Here is a 21428-nt window from a genome sequence, read left to right on the forward strand (position 1 = left end):
CGTCCCCCCCCCCCCCCCCCCCCCCCCCCCCCCCCCCCCCCCCCCCCCCCCCCCCCCCCCCCCCCCCCCACCCCGTTGCTGTGGGTGTTGTACGTGTGCGCCGGCAATCCATCGAGTGAATCAGTGACGTGCGAGCGAATCACTCGCCACTCCTGCTGCCTCAGGGCATGCCCGCGGGCTTCCTCCACTTCGCTCCACTCGGCCCTCCACTTTCCTCCACCCTGGTCGAACTGCAACGCACGACCAGACCTCGTCCCGCTCACGTCTATTCGAAAACCGCGCTTGTACTGCGATTTTGTGTGGGGGAGCAACAGATCGTGGCGTAAAGGGTCGATCTGACGGCGGTGTGGGCCGGGACACGGTTACAAATTTCCCCCACGTCTCCCCACCTGCGCTGACCTGCTATTTATCAGCAAATGATGCTGAATAGGGACCATGTGCTCCTTGTTTGTGGGGGAAAGTGGGGTACTGTGGGTTCGGGCGGAGAGCTGAAGCACGATCCGCTCGATAGGGAGGGTTTCAGCGCAAGCTCGCAGGAGGTGTCGAGTGTTCCTCGGTACCTTTACGCCGAAGCTCGACGACAAAGGTCGGCTCACGTTGCCGGCAAAGTTCCGAGACGAACTGGCAGGAGGATTGATGATCACCAAGAGTCAGGATCACAGCCTCGCCATCTACCCCCGGGACGAGTTCGTCAAGCTTGCTCGAAAGGCAGCGGCAGCTCCACGCAATGATCCGGCAGCTCGGGCGTATGTCCGTGCCCTGGCCGCCGGCACAGATGAACAGCACGCCGATGCCCAGGGGCGAATCACCCTCTCGGCTGATCATCGGCGTTACGCAAACCTGTCCAAGGAATGCGTAGTGACCGGCTCCGTCGATTACCTCGAGATCTGGGATCTAGCAGCCTGGGAGAGGTATCTCGGAGACAACGAAGAGGACTATTCGCAGGCAACAGGCGAATCTCTCAGCGAGATCGTCTAGGCGAAGAGCCCCCGGCGAATGCCGCGAGGCCTCTGCCCGGAAAGACCCTGACGCACTTCCCCAGCGCCAGGTTCTCCTTCGGGCAGGGACCTCGAAGCATTCGCCTTCTCGAACAGTCATCGCCTTCTCGGAAAGTCAGCACCTTTTCGAAAAGTCATCGGAAATCATGAAAGTAGGAGCCGGAGCAATCATGGTGGATCACGAGGTGAACGAACCCTCGGATGCCGATGGCTTCGCGCACGTCCCTGTACTTCTGCACCGCGCCGACGATCTTCTCGGCCCTGCCATCACCGCCGTCGGTGACGGTGGAGCGGGCGCATACATGATCGATGCGACGTTGGGGCTCGGTGGCCACTCCGAATTCTTCCTGGGCAAGTACCCGGGCCTTCACCTCATCGGTCTCGATCGCGACACCAACGCACTCCGGATCGCTTCCGAGCGTCTGGCGCCATTCGCGGACCGAACGACGTTCGTGCACACCACGTATGACGGGATCGAGGACGCGCTCGAACAGGCAGGTCTGCCGTCGACGGAGTCGGTTCACGCGATCCTTTTCGATCTGGGTGTGTCGTCGATGCAGTTGGACGAAGCCGACCGAGGTTTTGCGTACTCGATCGACGCTCCTCTCGACATGCGGATGGATCAGACGGTCGGGCTGACCGCGGCAGAGGTCCTGAACACCTACAGTCACGGCGACCTTGCTCGCATTCTGAGCACGTACGGCGAAGAACGGTTCGCGGGAAAGATTGCGTCCGAGATCCTTCGGCAGCGTGAGCGTGAACCCTTCACCACCAGTGCAGCTCTGGTCGAATTGCTGTACCGAACAATCCCGGCAGCCACGCGGCGTACGGGGGGACACCCGGCCAAGCGCACCTTCCAAGCGCTGCGGATCGAAGTCAATGCCGAGTTGGATTCGCTTCGTGCAGCCGTTCCTGCCGGGCTCGACGCACTGGCAGTCGGTGGGCGAGTGGTGTTCATGTCCTACCAGTCGCTCGAGGATCGAGTTGTGAAGGCGGAGTTGGTTCCCCGCTCGAAGTCCACCAGTCCTGAAGGACTACCGGTCGAGTTGCCGGGTATGGGACCGGAGTTCCGCATTCTCACCCGTGGCGCAGAACGTGCGTCAGAGCAGGAAATCGAAGAGAACCCACGATCAGCTCCGGTGCGTTTGCGTGCCGCAGAACGCATTTCCAGGAGGCGGGCATGAGTCGTCAGGGCAAATCCGGTGCAGCGCAACGTGCATACGACAAGCGCACCGCACGGGCGGCAGGCCGGACCGGAACTGTCGCTGCTGCCGGCCCGTCTATCTCTCCTCGGGCGATGCTCAAGGGGAGAGTGCCGTTCGTCGCCTCCGTCATCGGACTTCTGTCCATCGGTCTCGCGGTGACTCTGCTGCTGACCACTCGCGCTGCCGAGGATTCGTACCAACTCAGTGATGCACGTGCATACAACCAGTCTTTGGTCGAGCAGAAAGCAGCGCTCGAACGTGACTTCCAGTCGCGTAACTCGGCTCCGGAGTTGGCAAATCAGGCAAGCGCTCTCGGCATGGTCCCCGCCAAGGACCCTGCACGACTGGTAGTTCATCCGGACGGTTCGGTCGAGGTCGTCGGAACGCCGACTCCCGCGACTGCCGGAGCTATGCCTCCGCTCGATGCGCCCACATCGGTGCCCGCACCGACTGCGACACCCCCGCGCACCACAACGCCGGTTGCTCCCGGAGCCACGCCGAGCGTTCCGAATAACACGCGAAACCTCGCGCAGAGTGAACAATTGGTTCCTGTGATCCCCACGACGACAGCACCCGCCACCACGACGGCGGTGCCTGCTCCGCCTGAGGAACGTCGGTGAGTCAGAACTCCCGTAACAACCCCGGTCGGCGTCCGCGCCGCTCGGCCACCGCCTCATTTCCGTTTCGTCAGCGAGTCGGTCGTATCACCATGTGTGGTGCGCTCGCCGTTGCGGCATTGCAGCTCTTGTGGATTCAGGGAATCGACGCGCCGAGTCTGGCTGCGGAATCTGCCAATCAACGAACCACGACCCAGGTCGATCCGGCTGTACGTGGCTCGATAACCGATCGCAACGGAAACCCCCTCGCCTTCACCATGGAAGCCAAGGCGCTGACTTTCCAGCCGGTGCGGGTACGCAAGGAACTCGAGGAAGCGCGCGCCAAGAGCATCGAGCAGGGCGCCGAGGGTGACAAGCAGGCGCCGGAAGTGAGCGATCGCCTCGCCGAGATCGCCGCCGGAATCCACGCCAAGCTCGGCGATACCGTTCCGGAAAAAGATCTGCTTCAGAAGATGAACAGCAACGAGACTTTCACGTACCTCGCGCGCAGCGTGGATCCGGCGGTTGCTGCCGAGATCTCGGACAAGTTCCGGGAGGTCGGCCTCGAGCGTCAGGACATCCGCGAGTACCCCGGTGGCTCTCTGGCCGCGAATCTCGTCGGCGCGACCGGCTGGGACGGGCACGGTTTGCTCGGTCTCGAAGATTCGATGGACTCCACGCTCGCCGGAACCGATGGATCCGAAACGTATGACCGCGGTTCCGACGGCGCTGTGATCCCCGGTAGCTGGCGTGACAAGCAACCGGCAGTCAACGGTTCGGGTGTCGAGCTGACCATCGATTCGGACCTCCAGTTCTACGTTCAGCAGCAGGTCCAGATCGCCAAGGACAAGTCGGGCGCAAAGAACGCTTCGGTTGTGGTCATGGACTCCAAGACGGGACAGGTGTTGGCCATGTCCAACGACAGCACCTTCAACCCCGCAATCGGCATCGACAAGAACGCGCCGACAGCCGAAATGGGCAATCCGTCGGTCAGTACGCCGTTCGAGCCCGGATCGGTGAACAAGATCGTCACCGCAGCAGCGGCCATCGAGGACGGTAAGACAACTCCGGACGAAGTTCTGCAGGTCCCGGGCAGCATCACGATGTCCGGTGCCACAGTCAAGGACGCGTGGGATCACGGTGTGGCCCCGTACACCTCTACCGGTGTGTTCGGAAAGTCCTCGAACGTCGGCACCTTGATGCTCGCTCAGCGAGTGGGCGAGGATCGCTACGCAGACATGCTGAACAGGTTCGGCCTCGGACAACGCACCGACGTCGGACTTCCCGGCGAGAGCGCGGGCAGCGTTCCGAGTCGCGACCAGTGGTCGGGCGGAACCTTCGCGAACCTGCCGATCGGGCAGGGTCTCTCGATGACAACCCTGCAGATGACCGGGATGTACCAGGCCATTGCCAACGACGGCGTGCGAATTCCTCCGCGGATCGTGAAGTCGACTGTCGATTCTTCCGGCACGCGGACCGAGACGCCGCAGCCCGAGGGCGTCGAGGTGGTCAGCGCCCAGACAGCGGCGACCGTTCGGGACATGTTCCGGTCGGTCACTCAGGAAGACACCGGCAACCAACGAGGAACCGGTGTTGCCGCGGGCGTCGAGGGATACCAGGTCAGTGGAAAGACCGGGACCGCGCAGCAGGTGGATCCCGCGTGCAAGTGCTACTCCAACTCCAACTACTGGATCACCTTCGCGGGAATCGCGCCTGCGGACAATCCTCGATTCGTGATCGGAATCATGCTCGACGCACCGGTTCGCGGCGTGGACGGCGGCGGCGGTCAGTCGGCGGCACCGTTGTTCCACAACATCGCGTCGTGGATGCTCCAGCGTGACAGTGTCCCGATGTCGCCGGACCCCGGTCGCAAGTTGGTGTTGCAGGCGGACTGATTGCGGTGTGTCGGTTTCGACACGGTCTTCGGGTGAATCCCGGACACGGTAATCTCAAACGTCGCAGTAACCTCATTCATCGCAGTGCGCCGAACTTTGCTTGCGTTGCGACCGCCATAGACAACGACCGCCATAGACAACGACCGCGATAGAACAACGACAATTGCCAGGAGTCGAGTGACAGTGCCGAATCGTTTGCAATCGTCGAACTCGGACGGCGCTCCCGGGACGCGTCCGACACAACCGGTTGCTACCGCGATCACGGCGCTCTCCGAACTGTCCGGGGCTCGCCTCGAATGGGTGGGGCAACCGGGATCACAGTCCTCGGAGGTCGTCGTCAAGGGCGTCGACCTGCGTGCGCAGGGAATCGTGACCGATGACCTCTTCGCCGCTCTGCCCGGTGCACGGACCCATGGCGCTCAGTTCGCCGTCGACGCTCTGGGGCGCGGTGCGACCGCGATCTTGACCGACGAGGCCGGCCTCGAACTGATCGAGGCCGCGGACAAGGCGCCTGACCGGTCCGTCCCAGTTCTCGTTCATCCGAACCCGCGGGATGTGCTCGGTGAGATCTCCGCGGAAATCTACGGCCGGCCCTCGGAGAAGATGCAGGTCGTCGGGATTACCGGTACATCGGGCAAGACCACGACGTCGTACTTGCTCGAAGCTGCGATTGCCGGAGCCGGCCGCAAGCCCGGCCTGGTCGGGACCATCGAGACTCGAATCGACGGCCGCCGGGTGCCCAGCGCTCTGACCACGCCGGAAGCTCCGCAACTGCATGCTCTGTTCGCCGTGATGGCAGAGCAGGGGATCGATACCGTCGTCATGGAGGTCTCCAGTCACGCTCTTGCTCTCGGACGCGTCGACGGCATCCGCTTCGACATCGGCGCGTTCACCAATCTTTCGCAGGACCACCTGGATTTCCATCGGGACTTCGAGGAGTACTTCCAGGCCAAGGCTCGGTTGTTCGATCCTGAGTCGACGGTGCGAGCCGAGCATGCCGTCGTCTGCGTCGACGACGTGTGGGGTCGACGGATGGCCGAGTTGGCCGCGACCGACGAGAGCGACGCGGTGACCACGGTCTCGACCTCGACGGCCGAGGCCGAGTGGACGGTCGGCGCAGTCGAGGTTGCCGAGGACGGCTCGCAGACCTTCGAGTTGGTCGGGCCGGATGGACAGTCGTGGCCAGTCTCACTTCGTCTCCCCGGGCGATACAACGTGGCCAACGCTGCGCTGGCGTTGACCGTCAGTTTTGCTGCGGGACTCGACCCGGACGCGGCTGTTCGAGCGCTCGGGACCGTGGACGTCCCGGGGCGAGTTCAGCGGATCGACCGGGGGCAGAGCTTTCTCGCCGTGGTCGACTACGCCCACAAGCCGGCAGCGCTCGAAGCCGTGATCGCCACGCTGCGCAACCAGGTTCCCGGCCGAGTGGCCGTGGTGGTCGGTGCGGGCGGTGACCGCGACGCCGGCAAACGGGCACTCATGGGTGAAGCGGGTGCGCGAGGCGCAGACCTGCTGATCGTCACCGACGACAACCCACGCACCGAGGATCCGGCGAAGATTCGCGCTTCGGTGATGCAAGGCGCCATGGACGTGCTCGAATCCGAACGCGGCGAGGTTCGCGAAGTGGGGGACCGGGCCGCCGCGATCGAGCAAGCAGTCCGGTGGGCACAGCCAGGAGATGTCGTCCTGGTGGCAGGCAAAGGCCACGAAGTAGGTCAAGAAATCGACGGGGTCAAACACCCGTTCGACGACCGCGAGGTGTTGGGCGAAATGATCGGCCGATTCGCGATCAACACAGCACATGGAGGCAAGCAATGATCCCGATGACGCTCTCTCGGATCGCCGAGATCGTCGGAGGAACCCTGCACGACGTCGACGATTCGTCGACGCAGGTGACTGGAACCGTCGAATTCGATTCGCGCAAAGTAGCTCCAGGTGGGCTCTTTCTCGCCCTACCCGGAGCGCGTGTCGACGGTCATGATCACGCGGAAGCGGCGGTGGCAGCGGGCGCTGTGGCGGTGCTCGCGGCGCGGCCGGTCGGAGTTCCGGCAATCGTCGTTCCATCGGTGCCGAACGACGGTCCCAGTGCAGTGATGCTGCTCGAACACGACACCGACGGGTCCGGAGCCGCGGTCCTGCATGCCCTCGGCCTTCTGGCCCGAGCCGTCGTCGACGAACTGGCAACTAACGGCGCACCGACCGATGGTGGACTGACGCTTGTCGGAGTCACCGGTTCTGCCGGCAAGACCTCGACCAAGGATCTGATAGCAGCGCTGCTGCGCGAGTGCGGCGAGGTGGTTGCGCCCCCCGGGTCGTTCAACAACGAATTAGGTCTGCCGTGGACAGTGCTCCGCGCCGACGAGAGGACCCGCTTCCTCGTTCTCGAGATGTCGGCCCGTGGGGTCGGTCATGTCGGCGAACTGACGAAGATCGCGCCGCCGAAGATCGGCGTAGTTCTCAATGTGGGCACTGCCCATCTCGGTGAGTTCGGTTCGCGTGAAGCGATCGCGGTCGCCAAAGGTGAACTGGTGGAAGCACTCCCGTCGGCAGCCGACGGTGGAGTTGCGGTCCTCAACGCCGACGACCGCATGGTCGCCGCAATGGCGAGTCGAACCAAGGCCCGGATCGTATTCGTCGGTCAGTCCGAAGACTGCGACGTTCGGGCGACCGACGTGGTTGTCGACGACCAGGCCAGGGCTTCCTTCACACTGAACTGTTCACAGGGTTCTGCACGTATTCGCCTGGCCGTTCACGGCGAACACCACGTGAGCAACGCCCTGGCCGCGGCGGCCGTCGCACTCGAGAACGGCCTCGCGGTTGCAGACATCGCGCGTGTCCTCGAGGGCACGAAGGCAGCGTCCGCGAGGCGGATGGAAGTCACCGAGCGCGCCGACGGCGTCACCGTCGTCAACGACAGTTACAACGCCAATCCCGATTCCATGCGCGCTGCGCTCAAAGCGTTGGTGTCCATGGCGCGATCGGATCGGCACTTCGGTCGCCGTAGCTGGGCTGTGCTCGGAGAGATGGGTGAGCTCGGACCGGAATCAGTTGTCGAGCACGACGCGATCGGTCGCCTGGCCGTCAGACTCGATGTCAGCAAGTTGATCGTCGTCGGGACGGGCCGCACCTCGCGTGCGATGCATCAAGGAGCAGTGATGGAGGGGTCGTGGGGTGACGAGTCCGTCGTCGTGCCCGACGCAGCTGCGGCAATCGCCATTCTCGAAGCGGAACTCGAACCGGGCGATCTCGTCCTGGTGAAGGCGTCCAAGTCGGTGGAACTGTGGACGGTCGCCGAAGCGATACTGGCCGCAACGCCCAGCGACAACACCGGTGACGCGAACACCGATGGCGAGAACGGCGGGGATTCGCAGTGATCCAGATTCTTCTCGCCGCAGGCATCGCGCTGGCGGTCTCCATCATGCTCACGCCGATCCTGATCAAGGCGTTCTCGAAACAAGGTTTCGGGCAGGAGATCCGAACCGAAGGTCCAGCCAGTCACCAGGCCAAGCGCGGCACTCCCACGATGGGCGGCGTCGCGATCCTGACCGGAATCTGGGCCGGCTATCTCGGCTCACACCTCATCGGTCTCGGCATGGACAACGCGGAGGGACCGTCGGCGTCCGGCCTACTCGTTCTCGGTCTGACCACCGCGCTCGGTGGAGTCGGTTTCCTCGACGACTTCATCAAGATCCGCAAGCAGCGCAATCTGGGACTGAACAAGACAGCGAAGCTGGTCGGCCAGTTCGTCGCTGCCATTGCCTTCGGAATTTTGGCCCTTCAGTTCCGCGGTGACGACGGGCTGACTCCGGGCAGTGTTCATCTGTCGTACGTCCGCGACATCGCCACCGTCTCACTCGGGTCCGTGGTCTTCATCGCCTTCTGCTACCTACTGGTCAGCGCCTGGTCCAATGCCGTCAACCTGACCGACGGCCTCGACGGATTGGCCGCCGGTGCGATGAGTTTCGTTCTCGGCGCCTACGTCATCATCACGTTCTGGCAGTTCCGCTACTCGTGCGAGACGAATCCCGGTAAGGGTTGCTACGACGTCCGAGACCCGCTCGATCTCGCGGTGCTCTGCGCGGCCGGCGCCGGCGCGTGCATCGGTTTCCTCTGGTGGAATGCCGCACCCGCCAAGATCTTCATGGGCGACACTGGTTCACTTGCCCTCGGCGGCATGCTCGCCGGATTGTCGATCACCACCAGCACGGAACTGTTGATGGTGGTCATCGGTGCACTGTTCGTCGCGGAGGCCGCGTCGGTGGTGATCCAGGTAGCGGTGTTCCGGTCCAGCCGACGGCGGGTCTTCCGAATGGCGCCGTTCCATCACCACTTCGAACTCGCCGGGTGGGCTGAAACCACGGTCATCATCAGATTCTGGTTGCTGGCGGCTATTGCGTCGGCTATCGGATTGGCACTCTTCTACAGCGAATACCTCGCAGCGCTCGGAGGCTGAAAACCATGACCAGCTCAGCGGATTCCGAGAACGACCTGTCCTGGCTCCGCGGTACGCGAGTGCTGGTCGCCGGTGGGCGGGTGTCCGGTCAAGCGACCATCGAACCTCTCGTCGCCCTCGGTGCTGTCGTGACGGTTGCCGATTCGACCTTGGACTTCGCGGAGCGCTGCGCGGAGCTCGGCGCGGACATGGTGACCACCACCTCGATCGAGGATGCTCCGGATTCGATCACCGAGTACGGGCTCGTAGTCACCAGTCCGGGCTTTCGGCCGGATGCACCGATCCTTGCAGCCGCCGCCGGTCACGGGATTCCCATCTGGGGAGACGTCGAGTTCTCCTGGCGCGTCGACCACAGCGGGCACTTCGGCACACCCCGTAAATGGCTCGTCGTGACGGGGACGAACGGAAAGACCACGACGACGTCGATGCTGGCCTCGATTCTCGACGCCGCCGGAGTTGTCGGCCGAGCCTGCGGAAACATCGGGCTGCCGATACTCGACGCACTCGCCGAGACGTCGCCGCGCGTGGAGTACCTCGCTGTCGAACTGTCGTCCTTCCAATTGCACTGGGCGCCTTCGGTGCGTCCGGATGCCGGCGTGGTCCTCAACGTCGCCGAGGATCACCTCGACTGGCACGGCGGAATGAGCGCGTACGCCGAGGCCAAGTCGCGGGCGCTGAGCGGAAAGGTCGCGGTGGTCGGCCTCGATGACGCGATCGCTTCCGAACTGGGAACTCGCGCAACTGCAGACATTGTCACCGGGTTCAGATTGGGTGAACCGGGCGAAGGAGAACTGGGTGTCGAAGCGGGACACCTCGTGGACAACGCATTCGGCGATCACGTCCGCTTGGCCGAAGCAGCGTCGATAGATCCCGCCGGCCCGGCAGGCGTCATGGACGCGCTGGCCGCCGCCGCGTTGGCGCGGGCACTCGGATTCGAGGCAGACGTCGTCGAACGCGGTCTGGCCGCACACAAGGTCGGCCCACACCGAGGGGCGCTGGTCGGCCGTGTCGGGTCCGTTGTGTACATCGACGACTCCAAGGCCACCAATCCGCACGCAGCCCGACCGTCGATACTCGCGCACGATCGCGTCGTCTGGGTTGCAGGCGGTCTGCTCAAGGGAGCCAGCGTCGACCAATTGGTGAGCGAAGTCGGCCCTCGACTCTCCGGCGCTGTCCTTCTCGGGCGTGACGCTGGTGTGATCGAGGACGCGCTCGCGCGACACGCGCCCGATGTTCCCGTGGTGCACGTGATGTCGGGGGACGATGCAGTGGTGAGCGAAAACAGCAGCAACTCGACTCTCACCATCCGGCTGCCGTCGGGTGCCGACGCGGATGCCGTCATGGCCGCAGTGGTAGTCGAAGCTGCCGAGTTGGCGTCCCCCGGTGATGCAGTTGTACTCGCCCCGGCCGCCGCGTCCTTGGACATGTTCGCCAGCTACGGACATCGTGGTGACAGCTTCGCCGCCGCCGTCGCCGCATTACCCGATCCGTTCACGGATTCGCCTGGCCAAGCCGGGAACTTGCTATGACCAAGGGTCCCAAGACCCGAATCGGTGCCTGGTTGGCGCGGCCGTTGGCGTCGTTCCACCTGGTGGTGACGATTGCCACGATGTTGACTGTCTTGGGGCTCGTGATGGTTCTGTCGGCGTCGAGCGTCGAGCAGTACGTGTCCGGTGGCTCGGCGTATTCGTTGTTCACCCAGCAGTTGATCTTCGCGATTCTCGGAGCTGTGCTCTTCTACGTCGCGCTGCGGATCCCGGCGAGAGTGCTCCGGCAGTATTCGTTTCCGCTGTTCGTCGTCGTGCTGATCATGCTGGTACTCGTCCTGATTCCGGGAATCGGCACAGAAGCGCAGGGCGCGCGTCGCTGGTTCAACGTCGGCGGGTTCTCGGTGCAGCCCTCGGAAATCATGAAGGTCGCGTTGGCGATCTGGGGCGCCCATCTGTTGGCTTCGCGGCGGCCGGACGACCGATCCGTGAAGTCGATCCTGATTCCGCTCGTGCCCGCAGCAATGCTGGTCTTCGCGCTGGTCGTCGCGCAACCGAACCTCAGTACGACCATCGCATTGGGAATCATCGTCGGGGCCCTGCTGTGGTTCGGTGGGCTGCCACTGAAGCTCTTCGGCTCGATCGCGGTGACGGGCGTCGTCGTGGCGGGCGTGCTGGCGATGACGGCCGGTTATCGTTCCGATCGAGTTCAAGCCTTCTTCAACAAGAGCGACGACCTGCAGGGCAACAACTATCAGGCCAAGCAGGCTTTGTATTCGCTCGCCGACGGGGGCCTTTTCGGACGCGGACTCGGTCAGAGCGTCGCCAAGTGGAACTACCTACCCAACGCGCACAACGACTTCATCTTCGCGATCATCGGCGAAGAGTTGGGATTTGTCGGCTGCGCAGTGGTGATCGGTTTGTTCGCTGTATTCGTCTACACGGGATTGCGGATCGCAGCCCGCAGCATCGATCCGTTCTGGCGGCTCCTGTCGGCCACTGCAACTACCTGGATCGTCGGCCAGGCAATGATCAACATCGGTTACGTCATCGGACTGCTGCCGGTGACCGGACTCCAGTTGCCCTTGGTCTCCGCCGGCGGTTCGTCCTTGGCGATCACATTGTTCATGTTCGGTGTCATCGCCAATGCAGCGCGCCACGAGCCCGAAGCAGTTGCCGCTCTGAACTCCGGGCAGGACGGCAAGATCTCGAAGTTGCTCAGACTGCCGAAGCCCGTGCTGTACCACCCGCCGTCAGGGGGCCGGCCGATCCGTCGACCGAAGCCCGCACGGCAGATCGAACCGGCACGCGGACGCGACGGCCGGCGCGCGATCGAGACGGGCGATCGACGCAAGCGGGCAGATCAAGGTGCTCGCCCTTCCTCGGATTCCAACCGAGGTGCGGCCGCTGGGTCACGGAAGCGCACCGCGGGAGGGCAGAATGGTCAGCGTCGGCAGGCGCCGACACGTAGGGCACAAGATCCACGAGAAGTTCGAGAGCGAGGAATTCGTAGGTGAGCGGCAACAAATCGGCTCTGTCGGTAGTGGTGGCAGGGGGAGGCACGGCTGGTCACATCGAACCCGCACTTGCTGTCGCGGACGCGGTCAAGGCCGCTGCGCCCGACACCAGAATCACTGCGCTCGGGACGGCGCGTGGTCTCGAAACCACCTTGGTGCCGGCTCGCGGGTACACGCTCGAGCTCATTCCCCCGGTTCCGCTTCCTCGTAAGCCCACGATGGATCTCGTCAAACTGCCGACACGCATCCTCGCCTCGGTGCGCAAGACCCGTGAGGTACTCGATTCCGTCGACGCCGACGTGATCGTCGGTTTCGGTGGTTACGTCGCGCTTCCGGCGTATCTTGCCGCACGTGGCGGTGTTCTTCGGCGCCGCCGCAAGATTCCGATCGTCATCCACGAGGCGAACGCCAGTGCCGGCATCGCGAACAAGATCGGTGCTCGCCTGGCGACGCGGGTGCTTGCTGCTGTTCCGGGTTCCGGAGTGAAGAACCGCGGCGATCAGGACGCCGAGATCGTTGGCATCCCGGTTCGCGCGTCGATCGCCAATTTCGATCGAGCGGGACTCCGCTCGCAAGCTCGCGAGTACTTCGGACTACCTCAGGACGGTCCCGTTCTGCTCGTCTTCGGCGGATCGCAAGGCGCGAAGTCGCTCAACGACGCGGTGTCCGGAGCAGCGGAAGAACTGGCGAAGGCCGGGATCTCGGTCCTTCACGCACACGGACCCAAGAACTCCCTCGAGGTCACGCAGTACTCGGAGACGGCACCGTATGTGGCTGTTCCTTATCTTTCGCGGATGGATCTCGCGTATGCCGCAGCCGACGCGACTATCTGTCGTTCGGGCGCGATGACGGTCGCCGAGGTCTCGGCGGTCGGGCTTCCGGCCGTCTACGTTCCGTTGCCGCACGGCAATGGTGAGCAGGAACTCAACGCGAAACCCGTTGTCGCAGCGGGCGGCGCGATCATCGTCTCCGACAACGAGCTCACGCCGCCGTTCGTCGCCGGTACCGTCGTCCCGATGCTGAGCGACAGCGCGCGCCTCGACAAGATGAGCAGTGGTGCTGCCAACGTCGGGCACCGCACCGCGGCAACCGAGATCGCACGGATCGTGCTCGACATCGCGGCAAAGGAAAACGCCGTCCAGGAAAACGCAAGGGGAAACCGATGACCGCGCTGCCCGCCCACCTCGAGCGAGTACACATGGTCGGAATCGGCGGCGCCGGTATGTCCGGCATCGCGCGAATCCTGCTTTCCCGCGGGGGTCTTGTCTCGGGTTCGGACGCCAAGGAGAGCCGAGGAGTCCTGGCGCTTCGTGCACGCGGGGCGCAGGTCCGGATCGGCCACGACGCCGATGCTCTCGACCTGCTGCCGGGTGGTCCGACCGTCGTCGTGACGACGCACGCGGCTATCCCGAAGGACAACCCGGAACTCGTCGAGGCCGCTCGCCGCGGAATCCCGGTGATTCTTCGGCCGGCTGTCCTTGCATCTCTGATGCAGGGCAATCGCACGTTCCTGGTTTCGGGTACACACGGCAAGACGTCGACGACCTCGATGCTCGTGGTCGCCCTGCAGCACTGTGGTTTCGACCCTTCGTTTGCCGTTGGCGGCGAACTCAACGAAGCGGGAACGAATGCCCATCACGGCAGCGGTGACGTCTTTGTCGCCGAGGCGGACGAGAGTGACGGGTCGCTGCTGCAGTACGACCCCAACGTGATCGTCGTGACCAACATCGAGGCCGATCACCTCGACTATTTCGGCAGCGTCGAAGCGTATGTGAAGGTGTTCGACGATTTTGTCGACAAGTTGCGTCCGGGTGGGCTCTTGATTGCTTGCCTCGACGACCCGGGATCGGCGGATCTCGCGAAGCGAATCGTGGCCTCGGGCCGTTCGGACATCCGGGTACTCGGTTACGGATCGGCAGACGCGCAGGAAGTGGAGGCGGGCACCGCCTTCGAGCCTGTCGACGGTGTCGAGGTCGGAGTCCGACTACTGGGCTTCCATGCGCACGACGTCGGGGGAGTCCTGCAGTTCCACCTGGCGGGCGAGAGCGCCGCGCGAACCGTGCGGATGGCAGTGCCGGGTCGTCACATGGCGCTCAACGCACTTGCGGCTCTACTGGCTGCCCGTGACGCCGGCGCCGAGACGGAGGAGATCGTCGAGGGGCTCGCCGGATTCGGTGGCGTACACCGCCGGTTCCAGTTCACCGGCCGCGAGCGTGGTGTCCGGGTGTTCGACGACTACGCCCACCATCCGACCGAAGTTCGTGCGGTTCTCGGCGCGGCGGCGGATCTGGTTCGACCGGAGGACGATTCGTCGTCGACCAATTCGGCAGCCGGACGCGTGATCGTGGTCTTCCAACCTCATCTCTATTCACGCACCGCCGCGTTTGCCGAGGAGTTCGCGCAGGCGCTGGACTTGGCCGACGAGGTTGTCGTTCTCGATGTCTACGGCGCTCGCGAAGAGCCGATGCCGGGCGTCAGTGGTGCGCTGGTCGCTCAGTCGGTCACGAAACCTGTTCACTATCAACCGGATCTGTCACAGGCGCCGAAGCAGGTGGCGGCGTTGGCTCACCCCGGCGACATCGTCATCACGATGGGTGCCGGTGACGTGACCATGCTCGGCAAACAGATCCTCGATGCTTTGCGTTCGGCGCCGCATCCCGCGCCGCGATGACACCCGACGCACGAAGTCGGCGCGGGCGTCGAGATCCTCGAGCCAGACAAGCCACCAGTACGCGTCGGCGCAGTACTCGCACCGAATCGCGATACTCGACGCGGTCGACGGAGCCGGCTTCCGAACCCACACCGACTCGTAAGTGGTTCAAGCGACCGCTGATCGTGGCACCGCTGGCAATCGTGCTGGTGGTGGGAATTGCGTTGACGGCTTGGTTGTCTCCGGTGCTCTCAGTCCGGGGCACCGAAGTTCTCGGTGCGACGACCGTCAGTGAGGAACAGATCCTTTCGCTCCTGGCCGTACCGACCGGTCAGCCGTTGATGCGGGTAGACACCGGCGCCGCCGCCGCACGTGTGGCGACGATTCCGAAGGTGGCCTCGGCTCGTGTGCAGCGGATGTATCCGTCGACTATCCGCGTCACCGTCACCGAACGGGTACCGGTCGTCTTCGTCGACTCACCTGAGGGTGCACACCTGCTGGACGAGAAGGGCGTCGACTTCGAGATGGGCGTCCCGCCGCCCGGGGTTCCGCGTCTGGTGACACCGACGCCCGGGTGGAACGACGAGCCGACGCTTGCCGCGCTCGAGGTGTTGTCGGTGTTGCCGCCGGATCTGAGATTTCAGGTGGGAGAGGTTGCCGCTCGGTCGATTTCGAGTGTCACGCTGACTCTGCTCGACGGTCGCGTCGTAAACTGGGGCGGTGTCGAGCACTCGGATCGTAAGGCTGCTGTGACGCTTCCGCTGTTGACCCAACCGGGGCAGACGTACGACGTGTCCAGTCCTGATCTGCCGACGGTGCGATAGCGCCCGGTGCAGCCGTGCGTCAGTGCGCAGCAAATACTTCGGTGTGTCTCGGCGCGCCTAATGGCGGAACGCGACGACGGTGCATAGCGTTTCGTTTCAGATCGAATACTTGACATAACTCTAACCCTGTGGTTGAGGTTTAGGGTTGTTCTCGAAGAGCATGAAGCTACAAAAACAGCAGTAACAAAGACAGCAGCACTGACAAGCAGCGTGAAACACGACACGGAAGGCGAGAGCCGATGACGCCCCCGCACAACTACCTCGCCGTAATCAAGGTCGTCGGCATCGGCGGCGGCGGCGTGAACGCAGTCAACCGCATGATCGAACAGGGACTCAAGGGAGTCGAGTTCATCGCGGTCAACACGGACGCGCAAGCCCTTCTGATGAGTGACGCCGACGTCAAGCTCGACGTCGGTCGTGAATTGACCCGTGGCCTCGGCGCCGGTGCCGACCCGGAAGTGGGTCGCAAGGCAGCCGAAGATCACAAGGACGAGATCGAAGAGGTCATCAAGGGCGCCGACATGGTGTTCGTGACCGCAGGCGAGGGTGGTGGCACCGGAACCGGTGGTGCCCCTGTCGTGGCAAGCATCGCCCGGAAGCTGGGCGCACTCACCGTCGGTGTCGTGACGCGACCGTTCTCTTTCGAGGGCAAGCGTCGTGGGGGACAGGCGGATACCGGAATCCAGGCGCTCCGCGAGTCCTGCGACACGCTGATCGTCATTCCCAACGATCGCCTGCTCCAGCTGGGTGACGCGGCCGTCAGCCTGATGGACGCGTTCCGCAGCGCGGACGAGGTTCTCCTCAACGGCGTCCAGGGCATCACCGACCTCATCACCACTCCGGGTCTGATCAACGTCGACTTCGCGGACGTCAAGGGTGTCATGTCCGGTGCCGGTAGTGCGTTGATGGGAATCGGTTCCTCGCGGGGTGAGGGACGCGCGATCAAGGCGGCGGAATCCGCGATCAATTCCCCGCTCCTCGAAGCTTCGATGGAAGGCGCCCGCGGCGTGCTTCTGTCGATCGCCGGCGGTAGCGATCTGGGTCTGTTCGAGATCAACGAGGCGGCTTCGCTGGTGCAGGAAGCTGCCCACATCGACGCCAACATCATCTTCGGAACGGTCATCGACGATTCACTCGGTGACGAGGTTCGTGTGACGGTCATCGCTGCGGGATTCGACGGAGGAGCTCCGGCTCGTCGTCCCGTGGAGTCGACCGCGCAGGGACGTGGAGCTATCGGCGCCGGGCGCGCGGGTGAGGTCGGCCGGTCACCGGTGGCCGCCGAACCTGCTGGCGAGCAGCCGATTTCCGCAGCGCGCGAGACCACCGGTTCGGGCAGCTTGCCTCCGATCGGTGGCCCCCGCCATGCGCCGGTCCAGGAAGACGAGGGCGACGACGACGTCGACGTGCCGGTCTTCATGCGTCGCTGACGTAGGGCTACAAACAGTTTCGAGAACAGGGTGCCCGGAATTTCTGGGTACCCTGTTCTTGACTGGATGTCCGGTCACGTCTGAGCCGGACGACAACTTTCGACGTTTGTGAGCACACTTATCTTGAGTACCGAGAAGTCGACCACCCGCACCCGCATTCGCCGCGTCGTGACCAGCCGAGCCGGTGGTGTTTCCGCGTCACCGTACGAGTCGTTCAATCTGGGCGATCACGTCGGAGACGATCCGGCAGCCGTCGATGCGAATCGCCGACGTCTGGCACGCGAAATAGGCGTCGAGCCTGACCATCTCGTGTGGATGGAACAAATCCATTCGCGCAACGTCACTGTCGTGACGGAACCGACCGACGAAGTGATTCCGGTGACGGATGCTCTGGTCACCACTGTTCCCGGCCTGGCGCTCGCCACCCTCAGTGCAGATTGTGTTCCCGTTCTGCTCTCCGACGAGGAGGCCGGTGTGATCGCGGCCGTTCATGCCGGACGGATCGGTGCCCGCATCGGTATCGTCCCGCGCGTCCTCGCGGAGATGGTGCGTCAGGGCGCGGACGTTTCGCGTATCGGCGCCTTCCTCGGTCCGGCTGCGAGCGGACGCCAGTACGAGGTTCCCGCTGCGATGCGCGCGGACGTGGAAAAGCACTTGCCGGGCAGCGCAACTCGCACCGAGAAGGGCACGCCGGGGCTCGATCTGCGTGCGGGACTGCGTAAGCAGTTGCTCGCCGCGGGTGTGTCCGGTGTCGCCGAGGACCCGCGGTGCACGATCGAGGATCGCGCGTTGTTCAGTCATCGCCGAGAATCTCTGACCGGGCGTCAAGCTGCAGTGATCTGGATGGAAGCGCCCGCAGCGCAGGAAACCGTCTAGGCAGAAATGCGCGAGACGGAAATGCGGCTGACAGAAATATCGACGGCACTCGACTCGGTGAGGGCGCGATTGGCGGCCGCCTGCCTTGCCGCCGGTCGCGAGGTTTCCGACGTAGCACTGCTGCCGGTGACCAAATTCTTTCCGGCGTCCGACGCTCGAATCCTGTACGAGCTGGGGTGCCGTGAATTCGGTGAGTCTCGTGAGCAGGAAGCAGTGGAGAAGGTCGCGGACTTCGACGGCGCTGCACAGACGGGCGCGATCGATGATCCGGTTCGCTGGCACATGATCGGACAGTTGCAGCGCAACAAAGCTCGGTCGGTAGCGAAGTGGGCCTATGCAATTCACTCGGTGGACAGTGCGCGACTGGCCGATGCACTCGATCGGGCTGCGCTGAGTGCTTTGTCGGACGGTGAGCGCACGGAGCCGCTCCGGGCGCTCATCCAGGTAAGTCTCGACGGAGACCCCGCGCGTGGCGGAGTTCCGACGGGCGAGCTAACGCCTCTCGCCGAGCGGATCGAATCAGCCGAAGGTCTCGAATTCGCGGGACTGATGGCCGTCCCGCCGCTTGGATCAGATCCGGACGAGCAGTTCGAAATCCTCCGCAGGGCACATCTTTTGATCCTCGAATCGCATCCCCGGGCAACCGAACTCTCGGCCGGTATGACCGGCGATCTGGAGGCTGCAGTGCGCCACGGATCAACCTGCGTGCGTGTCGGAACCGCACTGCTCGGCTCACGACCAGTAATCTCGAGGTGATCGCTCAGGTGATCGCCCAACCCGTCCACACCGCTGCGACCGGTCGCAGTCGGATTGATTCCGCCGCGCCAAGGAAGGTCGATCAATGAGCAACCTGCATAAGTTCAAGGCTTACTTCGGCATGGTTCCCCTCGATGACTACGAGGACGAATACGTGGAGGAGCCCGATCAGGCTCGCCGCGCACCCCGTCGTAGTCACGACGGCTATGCCGAGCGCGACGACCGCGAGTTCGTCGAACCTGCCTTCTCGAAGGCGAGCTATGCGCCCAGTCGTCGTGACGAAGAGGACGCGGAGTTCGATCGCTACGACTCCCGGCCCCGCGTCGACACCGTTCCCAGCCGCAGCAGCCGCCCGGCGATGGCGCCGCGCCCGGCAAGCCGTGGCAACCTCGCGGTCGACGCGCGCGCAGAGCGACCCGAAGCGCGACGTGCGCCGGTTGTCGACGACGGCGGCCCGCTCGCCAAGATCACGACACTGCGTCCGCAGAGCTACGCAGAGGCCCGCACCATCGGTGAGCGGTTCCGGGACGGCACTCCCGTCATCATGGATCTGGTCGACATGAGCAACGCCGACGCGAAGCGTCTGGTCGATTTCGCGGCCGGCCTGGCATTCGCATTGCGTGGTTCTTTCGACAAGGTAGCCACCAAAGTGTTTCTTCTCTCACCGGCCGACATCGACGTTTCCGCCGAGGAGCGCCGTCGGATCGCCGAGACGGGTTTCTACAGCCAGAAATGATGGTCTCGACCGCAGTCCGGCCCCTGAGCAGGGGTGACGTGAGCACATTCGAACGGCGGCCCGCCTCGGCGGACGTCGCATTCGGACCCATCGCCGGCCGTTACAAGACGGACTCGATGCGGACCGGTTCCGGAATTGCTGCGGTGTGTCTGTTTTGGACACACCGCAGAAGTCAGGCAGAGTGAGGGTGTGGACGCGCTTCTCTCTGTGATCTATCTGGTGCTGGTTGTCTTCTGGCTGTTGCTGATCGGCAGAGTGATCGTCGAGTTCGTTCGTTCGTTTGCCAGAGATTGGCGACCGACCGGATTGGTCGCAGTCATTCTCGAAACCATTTTTACGATCACCGATCCTCCGGTGAAACTGCTCCGCAGGTTGATCCCCCCGATCAACCTCGGTGGAGTTCGCTTGGATCTATCCATCATGGTCTTGCTTTTCATCGTCATCATCCTGATGTCGGTTGTTCGCTGAGCGCAGTCCGAGTGAGTGGTGTGCCAGAATGGATGCCATAACTCATCCAGTGGTTCGCCACTACGTAGACTGTGTTGAAACTGAATGCTTGCTAGACCGCCAAATGACGCGTGAAGGGATCCTTCCATGCCGCAACTGACTCCAGCTGACGTGCACAACGTTGCGTTCAGCAAGCCGCCTATCGGCAAGCGTGGCTACAACGAGGATGAGGTCGACGCATTCCTCGACCTCGTCGAGCAGGCGCTGTCGCAGCTCATCGAAGAGAATGCGGACCTGCGCCAGCGCGTAGGTGAGCTGGATCAGGAGCTCGCGGCTGCCAAGAAGTCGCCGGCACCTGCTCAGCAGGCAGCACCCGTCGCAGCGCAGCCCAAGCCGGAGCCCGCTCGGGTCGTCGAACCGCCCAAGCCTGCACCTGTTGCAGCGCCGGTTCCCGCCGCTGCTGCCGTTGCAGCGCCGCAGAGTGGCGACACCCACATGCAGGCCGCGAAGGTCCTCGGACTGGCTCAGGAGATGGCGGATCGCCTCACCAACGATGCCAAGACCGAGTCCGAGCAGCTGCTCGGCAGTGCCCGCACCAACTCCGAGCAGCTCATGAGCGAGGCTCGCAGCAAGGCTGACGGCATGATCGCGGATGCGCGCAACAAGTCGGAGGCGATGCTCACCGACGCTCAGACTCGCTCCGAGACCCAGCTTCGCCAGGCTCAGGAGAAGGCAGACGCTCTCAAGGCGGACGCCGAGAAGAAGCACACCGAAATCATGGCGACCATCAACCAGCAGCGATCGGTCCTCGAGGGCCGTATCGAGCAGCTCAAGACGTTCGAACGCGAGTACCGGGTGCGCCTGAAGTCCTACCTGGAATCGCAGCTCGAAGAGCTCGAACAGCGCGGCTCGGCCGTTCCGGTCGACGGTGGACAGGATTCCTACAGCCCGTCCTTCGCCAAGGGAAACAGCTGACCGAGAGCGCCCCGTCGGCTCAGCTATCGGACCGGACAAAGGTTGATACGTGCTGGTCGTGACGTTGGTTCTCGCCGGAGTTGGTTTCGCTCTCCTGATCGTCGCCCTGACCACAGGGTCGCTGATCTGGGCGTGGGCATGTATCGCGATTTGTGTAGCAGGTGCCGTCCTCCTGCTGGTCAGTGCGCTGACCAGCAGGAAGGCGGTTCCTTCGTTGGATGACCCGGCATCGGGCAGCGGAATGTCGTCGCCTTACGGTCGAGTCGAGAGTTCCTCGAATTCGTCGATCGACGATGCAGCCACCGCCAACGATGACAATCAGAGAAATCATGGCGAGTCGCCGGGTGGCCCCGACAAGTCCTAGGGCGAGTTCCGACAAGGTCCAGGACGAGTATTAGACTGTCCAACACGAATACCAGGCTGTGATCCGGCAATCACCGGGGAGCTTTCGGAAGAACGGTTCTTGTCGCTTCAGGCGCCCAGAACTCAGTAGAACCGAACGGGTGAGCCCGTCACAGCTCGATCGAGTGGCACCTCGGGATCCAAGCGCGGATCTACGGGGTGCAAACGGGGTGGTACCGCGGTG

19 protein-coding genes are annotated in these 21428 nt (G+C 63.7%); all 19 read left to right on the forward strand.

The genetic code is table 11. The annotated features are described in order from the left end of the window. Window positions 1–546: 546 nt before the first annotated feature. The 19 genes from mraZ (at window position 547) to AC1Q6C_RS27775 (ending at window position 21206) form a co-directional block, all read left to right on the forward strand. Entirely contained in the window at window positions 547–978 is a 432-nt protein-coding gene (gene mraZ / locus AC1Q6C_RS27685) for a division/cell wall cluster transcriptional repressor MraZ (protein ID WP_003941779.1), read from the forward strand. Window positions 979–1168: 190 nt separating this feature from the next. Continuing rightward, complete coding sequence (rsmH, locus tag AC1Q6C_RS27690; protein WP_007730079.1) at window positions 1169–2182, forward strand: 16S rRNA (cytosine(1402)-N(4))-methyltransferase RsmH; 1014 nt, start codon at window positions 1169–1171, stop codon at window positions 2180–2182. Then, complete coding sequence (gene ftsL / locus AC1Q6C_RS27695; RefSeq protein ID WP_003941715.1) at window positions 2179–2823, forward strand: cell division protein FtsL; 645 nt, start codon at window positions 2179–2181, stop codon at window positions 2821–2823. Before rsmH ends, ftsL begins: the two co-directional genes overlap by 4 nt. After that, window positions 2820–4694, forward strand: coding sequence for a peptidoglycan D,D-transpeptidase FtsI family protein (locus tag AC1Q6C_RS27700; protein WP_003941764.1), 1875 nt, complete (start codon window positions 2820–2822; stop codon window positions 4692–4694). Before ftsL ends, AC1Q6C_RS27700 begins: the two co-directional genes overlap by 4 nt. Window positions 4695–4877: 183 nt before the next feature. Then, window positions 4878–6512 (forward strand): UDP-N-acetylmuramoyl-L-alanyl-D-glutamate--2,6-diaminopimelate ligase, encoded by a 1635-nt coding sequence (locus AC1Q6C_RS27705; protein ID WP_058039514.1) that lies wholly within the window; start codon window positions 4878–4880, stop codon window positions 6510–6512. After that, window positions 6509–8068 carry a UDP-N-acetylmuramoyl-tripeptide--D-alanyl-D-alanine ligase gene (locus tag AC1Q6C_RS27710; RefSeq protein ID WP_064444147.1) on the forward strand — a complete coding sequence of 520 codons (1560 nt, stop codon included), beginning with the start codon at window positions 6509–6511 and terminating at the stop codon, window positions 8066–8068. The genes AC1Q6C_RS27705 and AC1Q6C_RS27710 overlap by 4 nt, the downstream gene beginning before the upstream one ends. Continuing rightward, entirely contained in the window at window positions 8065–9147 is a 1083-nt protein-coding gene (gene mraY / locus AC1Q6C_RS27715; RefSeq protein ID WP_003941699.1) for a phospho-N-acetylmuramoyl-pentapeptide-transferase, read from the forward strand. The genes AC1Q6C_RS27710 and mraY overlap by 4 nt, the downstream gene beginning before the upstream one ends. Before the next feature lie 5 nt (window positions 9148–9152). Then, window positions 9153–10676 carry a UDP-N-acetylmuramoyl-L-alanine--D-glutamate ligase gene (gene murD / locus AC1Q6C_RS27720; protein ID WP_047270101.1) on the forward strand — a complete coding sequence of 508 codons (1524 nt, stop codon included), beginning with the start codon at window positions 9153–9155 and terminating at the stop codon, window positions 10674–10676. Next, the gene (gene ftsW / locus AC1Q6C_RS27725; protein ID WP_007730088.1) at window positions 10673–12151 is read left to right on the forward strand and encodes a putative lipid II flippase FtsW; all 1479 of its coding nucleotides are present in this window, start codon (window positions 10673–10675) and stop codon (window positions 12149–12151) included. Before murD ends, ftsW begins: the two co-directional genes overlap by 4 nt. Continuing rightward, on the forward strand, window positions 12148–13317 hold the full coding sequence (murG, locus tag AC1Q6C_RS27730) for an undecaprenyldiphospho-muramoylpentapeptide beta-N-acetylglucosaminyltransferase (RefSeq protein ID WP_050655311.1): 1170 nt from the start codon (window positions 12148–12150) through the stop codon (window positions 13315–13317). The genes ftsW and murG overlap by 4 nt, the downstream gene beginning before the upstream one ends. Then, entirely contained in the window at window positions 13314–14822 is a 1509-nt protein-coding gene (murC, locus tag AC1Q6C_RS27735; RefSeq protein WP_030537033.1) for a UDP-N-acetylmuramate--L-alanine ligase, read from the forward strand. The genes murG and murC overlap by 4 nt, the downstream gene beginning before the upstream one ends. Window positions 14823–14986: 164 nt before the next feature. Beyond that, window positions 14987–15625 carry a cell division protein FtsQ/DivIB gene (locus AC1Q6C_RS27740; protein WP_007733212.1) on the forward strand — a complete coding sequence of 213 codons (639 nt, stop codon included), beginning with the start codon at window positions 14987–14989 and terminating at the stop codon, window positions 15623–15625. Window positions 15626–15864: 239 nt separating this feature from the next. Continuing rightward, window positions 15865–17052 carry a cell division protein FtsZ gene (gene ftsZ / locus AC1Q6C_RS27745; RefSeq protein ID WP_003941788.1) on the forward strand — a complete coding sequence of 396 codons (1188 nt, stop codon included), beginning with the start codon at window positions 15865–15867 and terminating at the stop codon, window positions 17050–17052. A 108-nt stretch (window positions 17053–17160) separates the two neighbouring features. Then, entirely contained in the window at window positions 17161–17928 is a 768-nt protein-coding gene (pgeF, locus tag AC1Q6C_RS27750) for a peptidoglycan editing factor PgeF (RefSeq protein WP_007733207.1), read from the forward strand. A gap of 6 nt (window positions 17929–17934) precedes the next feature. Then, complete coding sequence (locus tag AC1Q6C_RS27755) at window positions 17935–18684, forward strand: YggS family pyridoxal phosphate-dependent enzyme (protein ID WP_030537030.1); 750 nt, start codon at window positions 17935–17937, stop codon at window positions 18682–18684. A gap of 85 nt (window positions 18685–18769) precedes the next feature. Then, window positions 18770–19420 (forward strand): cell division protein SepF, encoded by a 651-nt coding sequence (locus AC1Q6C_RS27760; RefSeq protein WP_003941752.1) that lies wholly within the window; start codon window positions 18770–18772, stop codon window positions 19418–19420. A gap of 189 nt (window positions 19421–19609) precedes the next feature. Continuing rightward, complete coding sequence (locus AC1Q6C_RS27765) at window positions 19610–19888, forward strand: YggT family protein (protein ID WP_003941780.1); 279 nt, start codon at window positions 19610–19612, stop codon at window positions 19886–19888. 126 nt (window positions 19889–20014) lie between these two features. Continuing rightward, window positions 20015–20842, forward strand: coding sequence for a DivIVA-like cell division protein Wag31 (gene wag31, locus AC1Q6C_RS27770; RefSeq protein ID WP_003941722.1), 828 nt, complete (start codon window positions 20015–20017; stop codon window positions 20840–20842). A gap of 49 nt (window positions 20843–20891) precedes the next feature. After that, window positions 20892–21206: a hypothetical protein gene (locus AC1Q6C_RS27775; RefSeq protein ID WP_007733197.1), complete on the forward strand. Its 315-nt coding sequence runs from the start codon at window positions 20892–20894 to the stop codon at window positions 21204–21206. Window positions 21207–21428: the final 222 nt, after the last annotated feature.

This window comes from Rhodococcus sp. MT28 (assembly GCF_058792695.1).

Bases quoted from the DNA above. Each gene is read 5' to 3' on its own strand.
- rsmH (WP_007730079.1), top strand. From the start codon at position 1,169: ATGGTGGATCACGAGGTGAACGAACCCTCGGATGCCGATGGCTTCGCG.
- ftsL (WP_003941715.1), top strand. From the start codon at position 2,179: ATGAGTCGTCAGGGCAAATCCGGTGCAGCGCAACGTGCATACGACAAG.
- AC1Q6C_RS27710 (WP_064444147.1), top strand. From the start codon at position 6,509: ATGATCCCGATGACGCTCTCTCGGATCGCCGAGATCGTCGGAGGAACC.
- murD (WP_047270101.1), top strand. From the start codon at position 9,153: ATGACCAGCTCAGCGGATTCCGAGAACGACCTGTCCTGGCTCCGCGGT.
- ftsW (WP_007730088.1), top strand. From the start codon at position 10,673: ATGACCAAGGGTCCCAAGACCCGAATCGGTGCCTGGTTGGCGCGGCCG.
- murC (WP_030537033.1), top strand. From the start codon at position 13,314: ATGACCGCGCTGCCCGCCCACCTCGAGCGAGTACACATGGTCGGAATC.
- ftsZ (WP_003941788.1), top strand. From the start codon at position 15,865: ATGACGCCCCCGCACAACTACCTCGCCGTAATCAAGGTCGTCGGCATC.
- AC1Q6C_RS27755 (WP_030537030.1), top strand. From the start codon at position 17,935: ATGCGCGAGACGGAAATGCGGCTGACAGAAATATCGACGGCACTCGAC.
- AC1Q6C_RS27760 (WP_003941752.1), top strand. From the start codon at position 18,770: ATGAGCAACCTGCATAAGTTCAAGGCTTACTTCGGCATGGTTCCCCTC.
- wag31 (WP_003941722.1), top strand. From the start codon at position 20,015: ATGCCGCAACTGACTCCAGCTGACGTGCACAACGTTGCGTTCAGCAAG.